Origin of the sequence: Brenneria populi (assembly GCF_036016195.1) — a bacterium.
Taxonomy (GTDB): domain Bacteria; phylum Pseudomonadota; class Gammaproteobacteria; order Enterobacterales; family Enterobacteriaceae; genus Brenneria; species Brenneria populi.
On sequence record NZ_JAYWTM010000025.1, the window covers coordinates 12028 to 26837 of the forward strand.

21 protein-coding genes are annotated in these 14810 nt (G+C 57.2%); 20 read left to right on the plus strand and 1 reads right to left on the minus strand.

Translation table 11 applies throughout. The features are described 5' to 3' along the window. The 20 genes from VSX58_RS18880 to VSX58_RS18975 all read left to right on the plus strand — a co-directional run bounded on the left by VSX58_RS18880 (window position 1) and on the right by VSX58_RS18975 (window position 14441). A complete protein-coding gene (locus VSX58_RS18880) occupies window positions 1-639 on the plus strand; it encodes a transglycosylase SLT domain-containing protein (protein ID WP_327619451.1) in 639 nt (212 codons plus the stop codon). Continuing rightward, window positions 632-1300, plus strand: coding sequence for a hypothetical protein (locus tag VSX58_RS18885; protein WP_327619452.1), 669 nt, complete (start codon window positions 632-634; stop codon window positions 1298-1300). The genes VSX58_RS18880 and VSX58_RS18885 overlap by 8 nt, the downstream gene beginning before the upstream one ends. Continuing rightward, window positions 1297-1614 carry a hypothetical protein gene (locus tag VSX58_RS18890; protein WP_009113934.1) on the plus strand — a complete coding sequence of 106 codons (318 nt, stop codon included), beginning with the start codon at window positions 1297-1299 and terminating at the stop codon, window positions 1612-1614. Before VSX58_RS18885 ends, VSX58_RS18890 begins: the two co-directional genes overlap by 4 nt. Then, window positions 1614-1925 (plus strand): hypothetical protein, encoded by a 312-nt coding sequence (locus VSX58_RS18895; protein WP_009113935.1) that lies wholly within the window; start codon window positions 1614-1616, stop codon window positions 1923-1925. Before VSX58_RS18890 ends, VSX58_RS18895 begins: the two co-directional genes overlap by 1 nt. Then, the gene (locus VSX58_RS18900) at window positions 1925-2470 is read left to right on the plus strand and encodes a DUF3486 family protein (RefSeq protein WP_327619509.1); all 546 of its coding nucleotides are present in this window, start codon (window positions 1925-1927) and stop codon (window positions 2468-2470) included. Before VSX58_RS18895 ends, VSX58_RS18900 begins: the two co-directional genes overlap by 1 nt. Then, window positions 2467-4002, plus strand: coding sequence for a hypothetical protein (locus VSX58_RS18905; RefSeq protein ID WP_327619453.1), 1536 nt, complete (start codon window positions 2467-2469; stop codon window positions 4000-4002). The genes VSX58_RS18900 and VSX58_RS18905 overlap by 4 nt, the downstream gene beginning before the upstream one ends. Next, on the plus strand, window positions 4002-5495 hold the full coding sequence (locus tag VSX58_RS18910; RefSeq protein ID WP_327619454.1) for a DUF935 domain-containing protein: 1494 nt from the start codon (window positions 4002-4004) through the stop codon (window positions 5493-5495). Before VSX58_RS18905 ends, VSX58_RS18910 begins: the two co-directional genes overlap by 1 nt. Continuing rightward, window positions 5476-6297, plus strand: a complete 822-nt coding sequence (locus tag VSX58_RS18915; protein WP_327619455.1) for a phage head morphogenesis protein — start codon at window positions 5476-5478, stop codon at window positions 6295-6297. The genes VSX58_RS18910 and VSX58_RS18915 overlap by 20 nt, the downstream gene beginning before the upstream one ends. Next, entirely contained in the window at window positions 6294-6743 is a 450-nt protein-coding gene (locus VSX58_RS18920) for a phage virion morphogenesis protein (protein WP_327619456.1), read from the plus strand. The genes VSX58_RS18915 and VSX58_RS18920 overlap by 4 nt, the downstream gene beginning before the upstream one ends. Window positions 6744-6825: 82 nt before the next feature. After that, window positions 6826-7731, plus strand: a complete 906-nt coding sequence (locus tag VSX58_RS18925) for an endonuclease/exonuclease/phosphatase family protein (protein ID WP_327619457.1) — start codon at window positions 6826-6828, stop codon at window positions 7729-7731. Beyond that, entirely contained in the window at window positions 7724-8257 is a 534-nt protein-coding gene (locus VSX58_RS18930) for a hypothetical protein (protein WP_327619458.1), read from the plus strand. The genes VSX58_RS18925 and VSX58_RS18930 overlap by 8 nt, the downstream gene beginning before the upstream one ends. Before the next feature lie 217 nt (window positions 8258-8474). Beyond that, on the plus strand, window positions 8475-9575 hold the full coding sequence (locus VSX58_RS18935; protein WP_327619459.1) for a peptidase: 1101 nt from the start codon (window positions 8475-8477) through the stop codon (window positions 9573-9575). A 33-nt stretch (window positions 9576-9608) separates the two neighbouring features. After that, the gene (locus VSX58_RS18940; RefSeq protein WP_327619460.1) at window positions 9609-10544 is read left to right on the plus strand and encodes a hypothetical protein; all 936 of its coding nucleotides are present in this window, start codon (window positions 9609-9611) and stop codon (window positions 10542-10544) included. 10 nt (window positions 10545-10554) lie between these two features. Then, window positions 10555-10893, plus strand: coding sequence for a DUF2190 family protein (locus VSX58_RS18945; protein WP_327619461.1), 339 nt, complete (start codon window positions 10555-10557; stop codon window positions 10891-10893). Window positions 10894-10895: 2 nt separating this feature from the next. Beyond that, entirely contained in the window at window positions 10896-11342 is a 447-nt protein-coding gene (locus tag VSX58_RS18950) for a gp436 family protein (RefSeq protein WP_327619462.1), read from the plus strand. Further along, window positions 11342-11806 carry a Gp37 family protein gene (locus VSX58_RS18955; RefSeq protein ID WP_327619463.1) on the plus strand — a complete coding sequence of 155 codons (465 nt, stop codon included), beginning with the start codon at window positions 11342-11344 and terminating at the stop codon, window positions 11804-11806. Before VSX58_RS18950 ends, VSX58_RS18955 begins: the two co-directional genes overlap by 1 nt. Continuing rightward, on the plus strand, window positions 11803-12033 hold the full coding sequence (locus VSX58_RS18960; protein WP_009113946.1) for a hypothetical protein: 231 nt from the start codon (window positions 11803-11805) through the stop codon (window positions 12031-12033). The genes VSX58_RS18955 and VSX58_RS18960 overlap by 4 nt, the downstream gene beginning before the upstream one ends. Next, complete coding sequence (locus tag VSX58_RS18965; RefSeq protein ID WP_327619464.1) at window positions 12023-13450, plus strand: phage tail sheath subtilisin-like domain-containing protein; 1428 nt, start codon at window positions 12023-12025, stop codon at window positions 13448-13450. The genes VSX58_RS18960 and VSX58_RS18965 overlap by 11 nt, the downstream gene beginning before the upstream one ends. Further along, window positions 13450-13974 (plus strand): phage major tail tube protein, encoded by a 525-nt coding sequence (locus tag VSX58_RS18970; protein WP_009113948.1) that lies wholly within the window; start codon window positions 13450-13452, stop codon window positions 13972-13974. Before VSX58_RS18965 ends, VSX58_RS18970 begins: the two co-directional genes overlap by 1 nt. A gap of 146 nt (window positions 13975-14120) precedes the next feature. Further along, window positions 14121-14441, plus strand: coding sequence for a phage tail assembly protein (locus tag VSX58_RS18975; RefSeq protein ID WP_319606058.1), 321 nt, complete (start codon window positions 14121-14123; stop codon window positions 14439-14441). A gap of 59 nt (window positions 14442-14500) precedes the next feature. Here the strand turns inward: VSX58_RS18975 and VSX58_RS18985 are convergent, their stop codons facing one another. Continuing rightward, window positions 14501-14770, minus strand: coding sequence for a hypothetical protein (locus VSX58_RS18985; RefSeq protein ID WP_319605995.1), 270 nt, complete (start codon window positions 14768-14770; stop codon window positions 14501-14503). Window positions 14771-14810: the final 40 nt, after the last annotated feature.

The following is a 14810-nucleotide window of genomic DNA, read 5'->3' on the forward strand; positions in this document are numbered from 1 at the left end:
ATGGCAAGCCGAATTCGTCACAACGGATCGGGGTCCGGTCTGCTGTTTTTACTGTTGATCCTGTTGCTCGTAGGCACGTTTGACAGTGATGCCGCCCAGCCGCCCGCCGCCGCTCAGCAATACCGCAACGATCTGATCCGTAACGCTCGTCTGGACTGGGGGTTGAATGCCCCGGTGGCGGATTTCGCCGCGCAGCTCCATCAGGAGTCCGGCTGGAATGCGCATGCGGTGTCGCCCGTTGGCGCACAAGGGCTGGCGCAGTTTATGCCATCTACATCCGAATGGATCAGCCAACTTATGCCGGAGCTGAAAGCCAATCAGCCGTTTAACCCGGCGTGGTCTATCCGGGCATTGACGAAATATGACCGCTGGATTTGGCAGCGCGTTAACGCGGCTGACGACTGCCAGCGCATGGCAATGACGTTATCCGGTTATAACGGCGGGCTGGGCTGGGTCCAGCGCGATCAAAAGCTGGCGGCGCAGCGCGGGTTGGATCGTCAGCGCTGGTTCGGTCATGTCGCCGCCGTCAACGCCGGGCGCAGCAAGGCCAACTGGCGCGAGAACCGCCACTATCCGCAGCTCATCCTGCTGGAATTAGCGCCGCGCTATCTGACCTGGGGAGGCCGCAGCTGTGCTTAACCTGCTTAAAAACCTGCCGTGGAAACCGCTGCTGTGGATTGCCGCCGCGCTATTTGCGCTGTGGCTGATTCATCAGCACGGCTATCGGCGCGGATTTACCTCGGCGGAATTGGACGGCAAGACCGCGCTGGAAAAACAGCAAGCCGCAAGCAAGGCGGCACTGGCCTCGCTTCAGGCAGATTTTGCCCAACAGCTTCATCGGCGCGCCGAGCGGGAAAATGCCGCTTTGCTGGCCTGGCAGCAGCGCTACCAACAGCAGGTAAACACCGCCAATAAAGCGGAACAGCGCTACCTCAGCCAAACGGCCTCGTTGCGCCGGCAGAATGAAAATCTGAAACGGAGAATTGATGATGTCACCCAACGCTGGATTGATGAACGCGGCCAGAGCCGTCCTATTGAGTGCGTGTTTACTGCTGGTTTCGTGCAGCAATACAACGCCGCCTACGGATTATCAACCGACTCTGAAACAGGCTCTGCCGCCGCTGTCGGCAGGGTTGGCGGTACGTCCACCACCGCTGAGGCCGTTAACCCCCGGCTACGCGACTCCGGCATCACCCAGCGCGACATCCTCGCCCACAGCGCCGACGCCGGTGAGCGCAGCCAACAATTAGCCGCGCAGGTGAACGGCTTGCTGGATTACATCGAAGGATTACAACAATGAAAATGGAAGTGGAGTTCTGGCAACTGGTGGGCTTGCTGCTGGGGTTTCTCGGCTTTGTGTTTACCATCGCCAAAATGTTTTTCTCCCAGTTGGAAAAACGGCAGACCGAACTGGTGGATACGCTGGAAAACAGCCTGCGCGAGTTCAATGGCAGCCTGACCGGGTTAGAGCGTGACCTGATGGCGCTGAAGGCCGATCTGCCGCTCAACTATGTACGGCGCGAAGATTACGTGCGCGGCCAGACTGTGATCGAAGCCAAGCTGGACGCGCTTTATAACAAACTGGAACTGGTGCAACAGCGCGGGAGGCAATGATGGTGGATATGTTACGGGTGCGCCGCGAGTCGATGCGCTGGAATTTAATGGTGACGCTCAATAAGGCGCGGCCTTATACCTCGAATGAGGCTTTTTTGCTGGATGTGATGCGGGCTATTTACCCGGATACCACCGCGCTGGAGCTGCGGCGCGAGCTGGATTATCTGGCCGACCGCAAAATGATTGATCTGGTCAAACAGCCCAGCGGCATCTGGTTTGCCGATCTGACCCGGCTGGGCGTCGATCTGGTGGAATACACAGTGGAGTGCGGCCCCGGTATCGCCCGCCCTGAAAAATACTGGAGCGAATGATGGCCCGTCGCAGCACTATCGACAAACTGCCGGAAGACGCCCGCCGCTGGCTGGAGCGGGCGCTGACAGAGTCCGGCTTTAGCGGTTATGCCGAGCTGGAGAGCCTGCTGCGTGAGCAGGGTTACGTGATCAGTAAATCGGCGATCCATCGCTATGGCCAGAAGATTGAAAAGCGTTTCGGTGCTATCCGCGCCGCCACCGAAGCGGCCCGCATGCTGACCGAAGGCGCAGCGGACGATCAAGACGCCCGTTCGGAGGCAGTGATTGCGCTGATCCAGACCGAGCTGTTCGAAAGTATCGTCCTGTTGCAGGAAGCCGATGAGGGGGAAATCGACCCGCAAGAGCGTGTGGCGCTGCTGTCGAAGGTGGCCAGGAACGTCGCTACGCTGTCGCGGGCCAGCGTCAATCTGAAGAAGTTTCAGGCCGAAGTCAGAACCAAAGCGCAACAGGCGGCAAGCAATGCCGAGAAGATTGCCCGAAAAGGTGGCCTGTCAGCTGACGCGGTGCAGGCGCTACGCCGGGAGATTCTGGGGATCGCCTTATGACCAAATCATCTGGAAATCTTGCCCCCGTTCTGCCCGATACCTCTTTGCTGGATGCGCCGGTGGCGCTGATGCCCTATCAGCAGCGCTGGGTGGCGGATGACTCTCCGCTGAAAGTGATCGAGAAAAGCCGCCGCACCGGTATCACCTGGGCGGAAGCCTCTGATGATGTGCTGACGGCGGCATCATCCGCCGCCGCTGGCGGGATGAATGTCTACTACATCGCCTACAACCAGGATATGACGATTGAATATATCCAGGCATGCGCCATGTGGGCGCGGGCGTTCAACTATGCGGCCAGCGAAATTGAGGAAGGTTTCTGGGAGGAGGACGAAGACGACAAGCATATCAAGACCTATACCATCAAGTTCCCGGATTCCGGGTTTCGGGTGGTGGCGCTCTCCAGTCGCCCGTCCAACCTGCGTGGACGTCAGGGCATTATCGTGGTTGATGAGGCGGCGTTCCATGAGCAACTGGACGAACTGCTGAAGGCGGCACTGGCGATGTTGATCTGGGGCGGCAAGGTACGGGTGATCTCTACCCATAACGGTTCGGAGAATCCGTTTAACACGCTACTTAACGATATTCGCGCAGGACGCCGACAGGGCAGCGTGCAGCGTATTGCCTTTCGTGATGCGGTGGCCGAGGGGCTGTTCCGCCGCGTCTGCCTGCGCACCGGGCGGGCATGGTCAGTTGAAGCTGAACAACAATGGATGGACGGCGTCTACAAGTTCTACGGCGACGGTGCGACGGAAGAACTGGATTGTATCCCGACCCATTCCGGCGGAGCCTGGCTGTCCCGCGCGTTGATTGAGTCACGGATGTCGGCGGATACGCCGATACTGCGTTTTACCTGCCCGCCGGGTTATGAAATGAAGCCGGATGGGGTGCGCGAAAGCGAAACGCAGGACTGGCTGGAAATCCATCTGAAACCGCTGCTGGAGACATTGCCCAAAGAGTCAATGTCTTATCTGGGGCGCGACTTTGGCCGCAGTGGTGACCTGTCCATTGATTTTCCCCTGATACAGCAAAAGAACCTGACGCGCCGGGTGCCGTTCGTGCTGGAGCTGCGCAACGTCCCCTTTAAACAGCAGGAACAGATCACCTGGTTCCTGATGGACGGTTTGCCCCGGCTGATGGGGGCGGCGTTCGACGCTCGCGGCAACGGCGCTTATCTGGCCGAGTACGCCATGCAGCGCTACGGCGCCAGTCGCGTCCAGCAGGTGATGCTGAGTGAGGGCTGGTATCGGGACAATATGCCGCCGGTTAAAGCGGCGCTGGAGGATGGCACTCTGGAAGCCATCCCCAAAGATGAAGATACCCTGACCGACTTACGCGCCGTGCAGGTGATTAAAGGCGTTCCGCGTGTCCCGGACACCCGTACCAAAGCCAAAGCGGACGGTGGTCAGCGGCACGGTGACGCGGCTATCGGGCTGGCTCTGGCCTATTTCGCCAGCCGTGAACTGAACAAAGGCCCGGTCACCGTCAATTCCCGCAGGCGTCGCCAGTCTGCACGTTTACTGGAGGGTTACTAATGGTGCGTGGACTCTGGGTTTCCCCCACCGAGTTTGTCAGTTTCGCCGAGTCGGAGAAATCGCTGACGGAACAGATTGCCTCGCGCAGCCGCTCCATCGATTTCTACGGGCTGGGGATGTATCTGCCTAATCCCGATCCCATCCTCAAAGCGCAGGGCCGGGATATCAAAATCTACCGCGAGCTGCGCACCGACCCGCTGGTCGGCGGCTGTATTCGTCGCCGTAAAGCGGCGGTGAAAGGTCTGGAGCGCGGCCTCGAACGCGGTAGCTCACCCGTCCGTGTGTTCAATATTGTGCGTGATATGCTGGCCGACCTGGATATGTCGCGCATTATCGGCGAGATGACCGACGCGGTGCTGTATGGCTATCAACCCTGCGAGGTGATGTGGCGGCGTACCGGGACAAGTTGGCTAGTTGACGACATCGTGGGCAAGCCTGCCGATTGGTTCCAGTTCGATACCGACAACCGGCTGCGCTTTCGCGCCCGTGACAGCGGGTTCGAAGGGGAAGCGGTGCCGGAATTCAAGTTCCTGGTGCCGCGTCAGGATGCCAGCTACGACAATCCCTATGGCTTCCCCGATCTTTCGATGTGTTTCTGGCCGGTCACCTTTAAGAAAGGCGGTATGAAATTCTGGGTGCGCTTTGCCGAGAAATACGGCTCGCCGTGGGTGATTGGCAAACATCCACGCGGCACGTCGCAGGGCGAGATCGACAACCTGCTGGATTCGATGGAGTCGATGATCGAGGATGCGGTCGCCGCCATTCCCGATGACTCCTCCATCGATATCAAAGAAGCGGCAGGCAAGGCCGACAGCAGCGAGATTTACCAGAACCTGATCACCCTGTCGCGTAGTGAAATCGCCATCGCATTGCTGGGGCAGAACCAGACCACCGAGGCCACGGCGAACAAAGCCTCTGCGCAGGCCGGGCTGGAAGTCACCGACGATATCCGCGACGGCGATGCCGACATTGTGGCAAGCGCCGTCAATCAACTGATACGCTGGGTGGTCGATCTTAATTTCGGCAACAACGTTGTCGCCCCGGTTTATCGCCTGTGGGAACAGGAGTCGGTGGATGAGGTGCAGGCCACGCGCGACGAAAAGCTAAGCCGCGCCGGTGTTAAATTCACCCCGCAATACTGGAAGCGCGAGTACCAGCTTCAGGACGGCGATATCAACGAAACACCACCGCAGGATGCGCCCAGCCAATCGCTGGCGTTTGCCGAGGCGGTCGATGCCGACCTGAAGGCGCAGGATATGCTGGATGAAGCGCTGGATATGGTGATGAACAGCGGCGCACTGGATGCCGAGCTGGAGTCAGTGCTGGCTCCGCTGTTTGAGAGCGTCCAGTCCGGCGTTCGCCCCGGCGATCTGCTGGGCGAACTGGCGGAACTGTATCCGCAGATGAAAGCCGACGACCTGCAAGAGCGGCTGGCGCGTATCCTGTTCGTAGCCAATATCTGGGGGCGGCTGCATGAGCGCGACAGCGACTGAACTGGCGTACTGCATGACGCTGCCGCCGCAGCGGGCTATCGGCTACCTCCAGTCAAAGGGCTATGCCATTAGCTGGGACTGGGAAGAAGTCTGGCAGGATGCGCATGCCCGCGCCTTTACCGTCGCTAAGGTGACTCGGCTGGATATTCTGGAAGATATCCGCCGCGCCCTACAGGAAGCGCTGGATGAAGGCAAGACGGACCGCTGGTTTCATAAAGAACTGGAGCCGGTGTTGCAGAAGAAAGGCTGGTGGGGGCCGCGTGATACCACCGACCCGGTAACCGGCGAACCGATCACCGTCCAGCAGGGTAGCCGGTGGCGGCTGGATACCATCTTTCGCACCAATATGTCGGTGTTGTACAGCAGTGGACGCTGGGCGGCGCAGATGGAAAATATCGACGATCGTCCCTACGGCATGTACAGCGCTATCCGTGACAACCACACGCGGAAAAGTCATCTGGCGCTACATGGCATGGTATTCCGGCTGGATGACCCGTTCTGGCAGGCGTTCTACCCGCCAAACGGCTGGCGCTGCCGTTGTAGCGTGATCGCTCTGAGCCAGCAGGATATCGAGCGGCGTGGGCTGAAGATAGCCAGCTCCATCAAAGCAATGGGCTGGGAATTGAAGCTGGCATCGGAGAAAACCGGCGAAATGCAGCAGGTGGCCACGTTCAATACCGGCACGACGAAAGTGTCTACCGATATCGGCTGGTCGTATGCGCCGGGCGCATCCTATCGCCCGGATTTGGCCCGCTATCAGGGAAACCTCTCATCCCTGGCTAAACAGGAACTGAAGTCATGAGTAGCGTAAATATTACGATTAACGACAGAGAGTTACAGCGCGGTCTGCGGGCGCTGGAGAGTGCGGCGACGGATATGACGCCCGCCATGCGTAAGGTCGCCGGAACCTTGCAGGCGGAAACCGATATCAATTTCGACGAGGGTGGACGCCCGCAGTGGATTGTGTCACAGGCGGCGGAAGATAGGGACGGTCAGACGCTACGTGACAAAGGCAGGCTACAAGGTTCGGTGTCAACGGATTATGACGCCAACCACGCGATGGTCGGCACCAATACTGTTTACGGCGCTATCCACCAGTTCGGCGGCAAAGCCGGGCGTGATGAATCCGTGGTGTTGCCCGCTCGCCCGTATCTGCCGATGGATGAGGACGGCAACCTACAGCCGGAGGCGTCGCGTTCGGTGCTGGACAACATTCAACGCCATCTTGAATCTGCGGCGCGGCGTTGATTTTTTCTTATCGCTTCGTGAGCCATAGGCATTTTGTGATTATAATTCAGTATCTCATAACACGTTTGGTCGAGGGATCGCTTTGGATTTTCGTTTCGCATTCTGGAATTGCGCGATGTCGCCGCCGGGTCAAAAGGGTATGCCGTCGACTGACGACATGGCGGATACGGTTGAGGTTATCGCCGATCTATTTGCTAAAGAAAAAATAGGGTTTTTGGCGCTATGCGAAGTGAATAACGAGTCATTTGAATATCTTTCAAACGCGCTTAGTGGTCTGCCTTTATTATCACAATATATGGACGACAAAACATCAACGGGAAGCAAGTTTGATATTGGCTATTTCTATGATCCGAGCCAGGTTGCAATCGAGCATGGTCGGGCGCATACCGGTCGCTTAGGTACGTCTTCTATAAAAATTGCTCAGCAATTACATGTAGTTATCAAAGAGGAGAATCCCTCCCTACTCAACATTCTTGTTTCTCATTGGCCCAGTCAATTACAAACCATTGCCGGGGAATTTAGACATGAATGTTCGGTAGGTCTGAGAAGCTTTGCGAAAGGCCTTATTGATAGTAAACAGCAGGTTATTTTAATGGGCGACTATAACGACGAACCATACTCCCACAGCCTGTTTAGAAATATGCACGCCACCAACGATCGGGCCTTGGTGCTTTCCCAACCTAATTATTGGCTTTATAACCCTTATTGGAAAACACTTTCTGCAAGGGTAGCGTTCTCTGTTGATGAGCAAAGACATGACTTCGGCACCTGTTACAGTAAAGCCGGAAACCGTAATACCTGGTCGGCTGTCGATCAGATTATCTTTTCCGGCGATTTTCTAAGCGTCGGGCCGTGGTATCTGGAAGAGTCCGCTACCGGCGTGGTTTTGACCGATAAAATACGCGCTGCCATAATGAACAATAAACACTGTTTTGACCACATGCCGGTAATCGGCTGCATCAGGAAAAAAGAGGCCCCGCATGTTTAAATTTAAAGAACTTATTAAAACGGGTATGGCGTCAGCCAGCGAGGTTGAGCAGAATCGTAAAAGCATCAATGAGGTTTTCTCTGCATTGAATAATGCATTAAAAGAACAGACTAAAGAAAGCATTACGATTCAAAAATTTATCATTAAACCTGGTGTTCTTTTTGATATGGCGAACATGGCGAGGGCTTACGCTATGGCAAAGGGGGAATTGGTAGAACCGACTATTTCGATAGAAAAATCTGCTGGAAAAGGGACATTGGATATATCGTTGAACGATAGCACTCATGAACCCATTGCCCGCTGGGAACAGCACCCCGATGGCTATCCCTTTACCATTGAGTTCTTAGGCGAACGCACGGACTGCTGGGATCAAGAATCTCTAGCCAATACGTTAGGAAAAATTGTGGCATCGGGGCAATTTTGGTTAAAGGTAAAAGAGCTGGAATCCAAGCAAGCAGAAAACGTTAAACCACCAGAGGATTCCAGACCACCCCAAAACGCCCAAAATACTCCTGATACTAAATAATCCTAACCGAAGCCTCGTATGGGTTTCAGGCGGCACCGCTAAGTCGATGTGCCGCCAGCCGCGAAAAGCGGCCAGATTGCCTTTATAAAGGCTTTACAGCCGCGTTCCGTTCCCTGCCCGACACCGTCACCGCATGAGTTTTTTCTAAACTGGATTAAAAGCCGCTTTCCCTTTGTTCCCCGACACTGACCGGAGTTTTCCAAACCGGGACAGCGTTATGTCACTCCACATTTTTAAATCCGGCACCCATACCGATATGCACGGCACTAAACTGCCGTTCACGCCAGCCGATTTAGCGGCCTGCGCCGCCGCCTATGATCCGGCGGTGCATGAAGCGCCGATGGTGATCGGCCATCCGCAAGCGGATGCGCCCGCCTATGGTTGGGTGGCCTCGCTTTCAACCACCGGCGGCGATCTGCTGGCTGAACCCAAACAGGTCGATCCGCAGTTCGCCGAACTGGTGGATGCCGGGCGCTATAAGAAAATCTCCGCCTCGTTCTATCTCCCTGATTCGCCGAATAACCCGAAGCCCGGCACGCTCTATCTGCGCCATGTCGGTTTTCTGGGCGCGCAGCCGCCATCGATTAAAGGGCTGCGACAGGTGGCGTTCGGCGAACGGGAACAAGGCGTGGTGGAGTTCGCCGATTGGGGAATGATGACCAGCGCCAGCCTGTTCGGTCGTCTGCGCGACTTCATTATCAGCAAGTTCGGTCTGGAAGAAGCCGACAACGTGTTGCCGTCATGGCAGTTGGACACGCTGCGCGATGAGGCGGCCCGCGACGACATCCCATCTCAATCCGGCCCGGCGTTTCAGGAGCCGGCCCCCGTAACATCCCAGGAGGAGTCCATTGTGACCAAAGAAGAAATTGACGCCATTCAGGCCGAAAACGCCCGGCTGAAAGCGGAGGCGGCGGCGCGGCTCGCCGATGACGCCAAACGTAAACAAGAGACTATTCACACCGGCAATGTGGCCTTTGCAGAGAGGCTGGTAAGCGACGGCAAGCTGATCCCGGCGGCGAAATCCGTGGTGGTTGCGCTACTGGATGAAGTGTCCAAAGGCGACGCGCCGGTTGAATTTGCCGAAGGCGAGGTGAAAAAACCGTTGGCCAGCGCTTTTAAAGAGTTGTTAGACGGCACCGCGCCGGTACTGAATTTTGCCGAGCATGCCACCAAAGAGCGCGTCACGCCAACTGACGCGCCGGTATCGGCTGAGTTTGCGGAGGCCGACCCTGAACGGCTGGCGCTCCACAAGAAAGCCACTGAACTGGCGATGAAAGAAGGCATCAGCTACGACGCCGCCGTCGCCCGCTGCCTGTAACGGCGTCTACCCGTAAGCGTAAAAGGAAAAATCATGTCTGACTATTTAAAAGGTAAACGCGTCGTCGACCCGGTGCTGACCAGCGTGGCGCGGGGTTACAAGAACGCCGCGTTTATCGGCGAAATTCTGTTCCCCATCGTGCAGGTGGAGAAAGAAGGCATCGTGGTGCCGCTGTTCGGCAAAGGCGCGTTTGTCGAGTATGACACCGCTCGGGCCGTGGGCGCGGAGAGCAACGTATTGCTGCGCGAGAAATCCAGCACCATGGATCTGGTGCTCAACGAGCACGATCTGGCTGCGCCGGTGGACTACCGCGAACAGGCGGAATCGTTGTTCAACGAAGAGGCTAAGGCTATCCGCCGCGCCACTAACGGCGTCAATTTGAAGCGTGAACTGTACGCCGCGCGGTTGGCGCAGGATCCGAAAGTTTATCTGGCCAAAGCGAAGCGATCCCTGGCGGCGGCGGAGCGCTGGGCAGGCGGCAAAGGTGAGCCGGTCGCCGTTATTGAGGCGGGCATTGAGGCTGTGCGTAATGCCACCGGGTTGCGTCCCAATGTGATGACGATGGGCGCCAGCGTGATGTCGGTATTGCGCTATCACCCGGCAATCCAGGCGCAAATCGGCGCCAACGAACGCAAGCGCATTACGCCGGAAATTTTGCAGGACATTTTCCAGATCCCGAAAGTCGTGATTGGCGAGCCGGTTGCCTCGGAATCGGAGAAGAAAGACACATCGGATATCTGGGCCGACAACTTGATGTTGCACTACGTTTCCCCGCCACAGCCGGGCGTCGACAGCGCGGACGAAAACGAGCCGTCGTTTGGCTACACCTTCCGTCGCAAAGGCATGCCGGTGGCCGACAAATATCCGGGCGTCGGCGGCAAGGTCTCTTATGCGCGCTTCACCGATATCTACAAAGTCGCGGTAGTCGGCGGCGATGCCGGATATCTCATTACCAACATCCTGAAATAACGGGGGCATCATGGCAGCAACACAGCAAACGATCCTCACCACTACGGTGGTGGCGCTCGCCGCATTAACGCAGCAGCGTTTTGTCGGGGCGGATAACGCCCCCTGTCAGGCGGGCGCTATCGCGCTGGGCGTCGCCGAGGTGGATGGCGCGGCGGGCGATTCGGTGCCGGTCAATGTGCTGGGCATTATCGCGGTGGAAGCCGGAGCGGCTGTTGCTCGCGGTAAATCAGTCCAGTCCGACGATAGCGCCCGCGCCATTCCGCTGGTTGACGCGGGGGTTTCCAACGGTATCGCGCTGGATGAAGCCACCGCCGAAGGCGACATCATCCGTATTTTGCGTGGGGTGTAACGATGTACTGCACACTGGCGGATGTCCTGGAGCTGGTGCCGGAAACGACGCTGATTCAACTGACGAATGAGAACCTCGCCTTTGACCATCCTGTCCCGGTCAATACCGATGTAGTGAACAGTGCCATCCGTTACGCCGATGAACTGATCGACACCCATCTGCGTGGGCGTTACACCCTGCCGCTGGCGGAGATCCCCACCGTTCTGCGCGATATCGCGGTCACGCTAACCCGCTACCGGCTGTATGCCCGTCGCCCGGAAGGCGCGATGCCCGATACGGTAAAAGATGACTGCAAAACGGCATTGCGCCAACTGGAGGGCATCCGCGATGCGAAGCTGACGCTGGGCCTGCCGTCCACCGGAACGGATGCGCCGGAGTCCGGCGAGTTTCGAGTCCGGGCGCGGCGGGCGACCTTTGGCGGCAACAGCGGCCTACTGGAGAAATACTGATGGACGTCAATCCGGTTATCGAGGCGGTGGTCGCCCGCCTGAAAGAAAAACTGCCCACGCTGTTGATTGAATATTTCCCGGAGAACCCCGCCGATTTCAGGCTGAATCACCCAGTGGGCGCGGTACTGGTGAGCTATCCCGGCTCCCGCTTCGGCAAGCCGGAAGATATCGGCGCGGTGATGCAATCCCATACCGTCACCCTCAATGCCACTGTGGTGTTTCGCCAGTTAAATGGGCGTCAGGGCGCGGTGGCGGTACTGGATATCGTACGCCGGGTGTTATGCGGCTATCAGCCCCCGAACTGTCGCCGCAAAATCTGGCTGGTGCGGGACGTGTTTCTCGGCAATGTCGGCGGGTTATGGCAGTACGCGCTGGATTTTGCCACCGAGTCCGTCCTGATTGAGGACACTGATTTACCCGATGGGCCATTCCTGACCATCGTCAACTATAAGGAAAGCGAATGATGAAATACCGTTATACCGGCCCGGCCAGCGGCGTGACGCTGGCCGACGGCACCGAGGTGCTGCTGTGGCCCGATAGTATCGTTGAGCTACCGGAGGCGCACGACTACGTCAAAACCCTGGTGGCGCTCAAGCACCTGCACGCCGAGCCTGACGTCACGGCTGTAGCGACCTCGCGCCGCAAAGCTGTCGCCACCGAGGATAAAACGGAGGTGAACAGTGGCAGCTAACTACTTACACGGCGTGGAAACCACCGAGGTGGAAAACGGCGCCCGCCCGGTGAAAACCGTCAAATCCGCAGTGATCGGCCTGATCGGCACCGCGCCAATGGGGCCGGTCAATGAGGTTACCTTGTGTCTGTCGGAAAAGGACGCGGCGCAGTTCAGCAGCCAATACAGCGGCTTTACCATCCCGCAGGCGCTGGATGCCATTTATGACCACGGCGCGGGAACGGTGCTGGTGATCAACGTGCTCGCCCCGGAAGTGCATAAAACCCAGGTCGATAATGCCAGCGTGACGTTTGCCGCCGCGACCGGCAAAGCGCAGTTGATTCATTGTGCGGTGGCTAATCTGGTATTGCGTCAGTCGGCGGAAACCACGCCTTATGTCGCTGATACGGATTACCAGCTCGATGCGCAAACCGGGGTTATCACCCGCCTGAACAACAATATCCCCACGGATGAGGCGGTGCTGGCCAGTTACGATTATGCCGATCCGACCAAGGTTACAGCGGCGGATATTATCGGCGCGGTCAACGCGGCGGGCAATCGCACCGGTATGAAGCTGCTGCACGATACCTATAACCAGTTCGGCTTCTTCGCCAAAATCCTCATTGCGCCGGTGTTCTGTACGCAGAACAGCGTCAGCGTGGAACTGATTGCGCTGGCGGATAAGCTGGATGCCATCACTTATGTCGACGCGCCCATCGGCACCACCTTCGCGCAGGTGCTGGCAGGTCGCGGGCCGACTGGCGCCATAAACTTCAATACCAGCTCCGACCGCGTGCGACTGTGTTATCCGCACGTCAAAGTGTACGACGCGCAAACCAACGCCGAACGGCTGGAGCCGCTCAGTCAACGAGCCGCAGGACTGCGGGCAAAGGTCGATCTGGAGAAAGGCTTCTGGTGGTCGTCATCCAATCAGGAACTGCTGGGTATCACCGGCGTGGAGCGCCAGCTATCGGCGATGATCGACGATCCGAACAGCGAAGTGAACCTGCTGAACGAGCAAGGCATCACCACCGTGTTCAACAGTTACGGATCCGGGTTGCGCCTGTGGGGCAATCGCTGCGCCGCATGGCCAACCGTCACCCATATGCGCAACTTTGAAAATGTGCGCCGCACCGGCGATGTGATCAACGAATCCATTCGCTACTTCAGCCAGCAATATATCGATATGCCGATCAGCCAGGCGCTGATTGATGCGCTGACCGAATCGGTCAATGCCTATGGCCGCAAACTGATCGGCGACGGCGCGTTGCTGGGCTTCAAATGCTGGTACGACCCGGCGCGCAACGAAGAGACCGAACTGGCGGCGGGCCACCTGCTGCTGAGCTACAAATACACGCCGCCGCCGCCGTTAGAGCGGCTGACGTTTGAGACGGAGATCACCTCCGAATATCTGGTTACGTTGGAGGGCAATAGCTGATGGCCGGGAAAATTGAAGTGAACCGTATCACCAACGCCAATATCTATATTGACGGGGTGAACCTGCTGGGGCGGGCGGAGGAAGTGAAGTTGCCGGACGTCAGCATGATTATGCAAGAGCATAAAGCGCTGGGCATGGTGGGTAAGGTCGAACTGCCCGCCGGATTCGACAAGCTGGAAGGCGAGATCAAGTGGAACTCGTTCTATCGGGATGCCATGCTCGGCGCAGCCAACCCCTATAAGACGCTGGCGTTGCAGTGCCGCTCCAGCGTCGAGCGCTACAGTTCTCAGGGGCGTATTGACGAGATCCCGCTGGTTACCTACCTGACCATTATGTTTAAGAAGAACCCGCTAGGCACCTTCAAACAGCATGAAAACGCCGAGTTCTCCAGCGGCTTCACCTGTTCCTATCTGAAACAGGTGCTGGATGGCGAGGAACTGCTAGAACTGGATTACCTGGCCAATATTTTCCGCGTCGGCGGAGTCGACCAGTTGACCGATTACCGCAGCAATATCGGCGGATAAACCGGCGTGTCTGCTGGTTCATTAGGGAGAGACGGCGATCTCTCCCTTTCTTTAAATCCCTTTAATAGTCGTATGCGTTCCCGCTTTTCATACTGTTCCTGAAATCTTACTTTCCCAGCTTATTTTTTCAAAAACAGGAGCACATGATGTCAGAACAATCCTTTCCGCTGTCTATTCCCTTTACCACCGCTGCCGGTATTCGCATTGACTCCCTCAATCTGCGCCGTTTGCAGGTCAAGGACCTGAAAGCGGTGCGCAAAATCAGTGATAACCCCGCCGACTGGGACGATCTGTTGATCGCCCGCGCCAGCGTTCTGCCGCCGGAAGATCTGGATAACATGGACCTGGCCGACTATCTGGCGTTGCAAAAACGATTTCAGCAACTTACCGGGGTGGCTGCATCATCCGAAAACCTTGATTCAGGCGCAGGGGCTGCTGGCGAGGTGGTTTCGGTTTCAACCGAGTGAGTTGAACGAACTGGATCTGGAGGAGTTTGAGTGCTGGCTGGAGACGGCCAGCACACAGATTAAGCGTGAGAACGGCGATAGCGATTGAGCAGTGCGCCAATACCGGCAAAAACGGCGGCTAACAGATAGATGGCGGGTTGCAGGATAAATATAGCCAGCACTAACGCGATTGATAGCACCGTTGCACCGCCGCCGATCATCAACACCCACGTCAGCGGTTCACTGCTGGCGTTAACGGTATAGATAACCAGTTGAACCAGCAGATAAAGATAAGCGCTGCCGACTGCTGTTATTAGCAATGCTTTGCATACTGCCAGCCCGTTTTCCATATCGTTATCCCCGTTCCACATAGTTAAAGGAAGAATACAT

Excerpts from the sequence above, each read along its gene's own strand:
- VSX58_RS18880 (WP_327619451.1), top strand. The coding sequence starts at position 1 with ATGGCAAGCCGAATTCGTCACAACGGATCGGGGTCCGGTCTGCTGTTT.
- VSX58_RS18890 (WP_009113934.1), top strand. The coding sequence starts at position 1,297 with ATGAAAATGGAAGTGGAGTTCTGGCAACTGGTGGGCTTGCTGCTGGGG.
- VSX58_RS18895 (WP_009113935.1), top strand. The coding sequence starts at position 1,614 with ATGGTGGATATGTTACGGGTGCGCCGCGAGTCGATGCGCTGGAATTTA.
- VSX58_RS18900 (WP_327619509.1), top strand. The coding sequence starts at position 1,925 with ATGGCCCGTCGCAGCACTATCGACAAACTGCCGGAAGACGCCCGCCGC.
- VSX58_RS18905 (WP_327619453.1), top strand. The coding sequence starts at position 2,467 with ATGACCAAATCATCTGGAAATCTTGCCCCCGTTCTGCCCGATACCTCT.
- VSX58_RS18910 (WP_327619454.1), top strand. The coding sequence starts at position 4,002 with ATGGTGCGTGGACTCTGGGTTTCCCCCACCGAGTTTGTCAGTTTCGCC.
- VSX58_RS18915 (WP_327619455.1), top strand. The coding sequence starts at position 5,476 with ATGAGCGCGACAGCGACTGAACTGGCGTACTGCATGACGCTGCCGCCG.
- VSX58_RS18920 (WP_327619456.1), top strand. The coding sequence starts at position 6,294 with ATGAGTAGCGTAAATATTACGATTAACGACAGAGAGTTACAGCGCGGT.
- VSX58_RS18930 (WP_327619458.1), top strand. The coding sequence starts at position 7,724 with ATGTTTAAATTTAAAGAACTTATTAAAACGGGTATGGCGTCAGCCAGC.
- VSX58_RS18935 (WP_327619459.1), top strand. The coding sequence starts at position 8,475 with ATGTCACTCCACATTTTTAAATCCGGCACCCATACCGATATGCACGGC.
- VSX58_RS18940 (WP_327619460.1), top strand. The coding sequence starts at position 9,609 with ATGTCTGACTATTTAAAAGGTAAACGCGTCGTCGACCCGGTGCTGACC.
- VSX58_RS18945 (WP_327619461.1), top strand. The coding sequence starts at position 10,555 with ATGGCAGCAACACAGCAAACGATCCTCACCACTACGGTGGTGGCGCTC.
- VSX58_RS18950 (WP_327619462.1), top strand. The coding sequence starts at position 10,896 with ATGTACTGCACACTGGCGGATGTCCTGGAGCTGGTGCCGGAAACGACG.
- VSX58_RS18955 (WP_327619463.1), top strand. The coding sequence starts at position 11,342 with ATGGACGTCAATCCGGTTATCGAGGCGGTGGTCGCCCGCCTGAAAGAA.
- VSX58_RS18960 (WP_009113946.1), top strand. The coding sequence starts at position 11,803 with ATGATGAAATACCGTTATACCGGCCCGGCCAGCGGCGTGACGCTGGCC.
- VSX58_RS18970 (WP_009113948.1), top strand. The coding sequence starts at position 13,450 with ATGGCCGGGAAAATTGAAGTGAACCGTATCACCAACGCCAATATCTAT.
- VSX58_RS18975 (WP_319606058.1), top strand. The coding sequence starts at position 14,121 with ATGTCAGAACAATCCTTTCCGCTGTCTATTCCCTTTACCACCGCTGCC.
- VSX58_RS18985 (WP_319605995.1), bottom strand. The coding sequence starts at position 14,770 with ATGGAAAACGGGCTGGCAGTATGCAAAGCATTGCTAATAACAGCAGTC.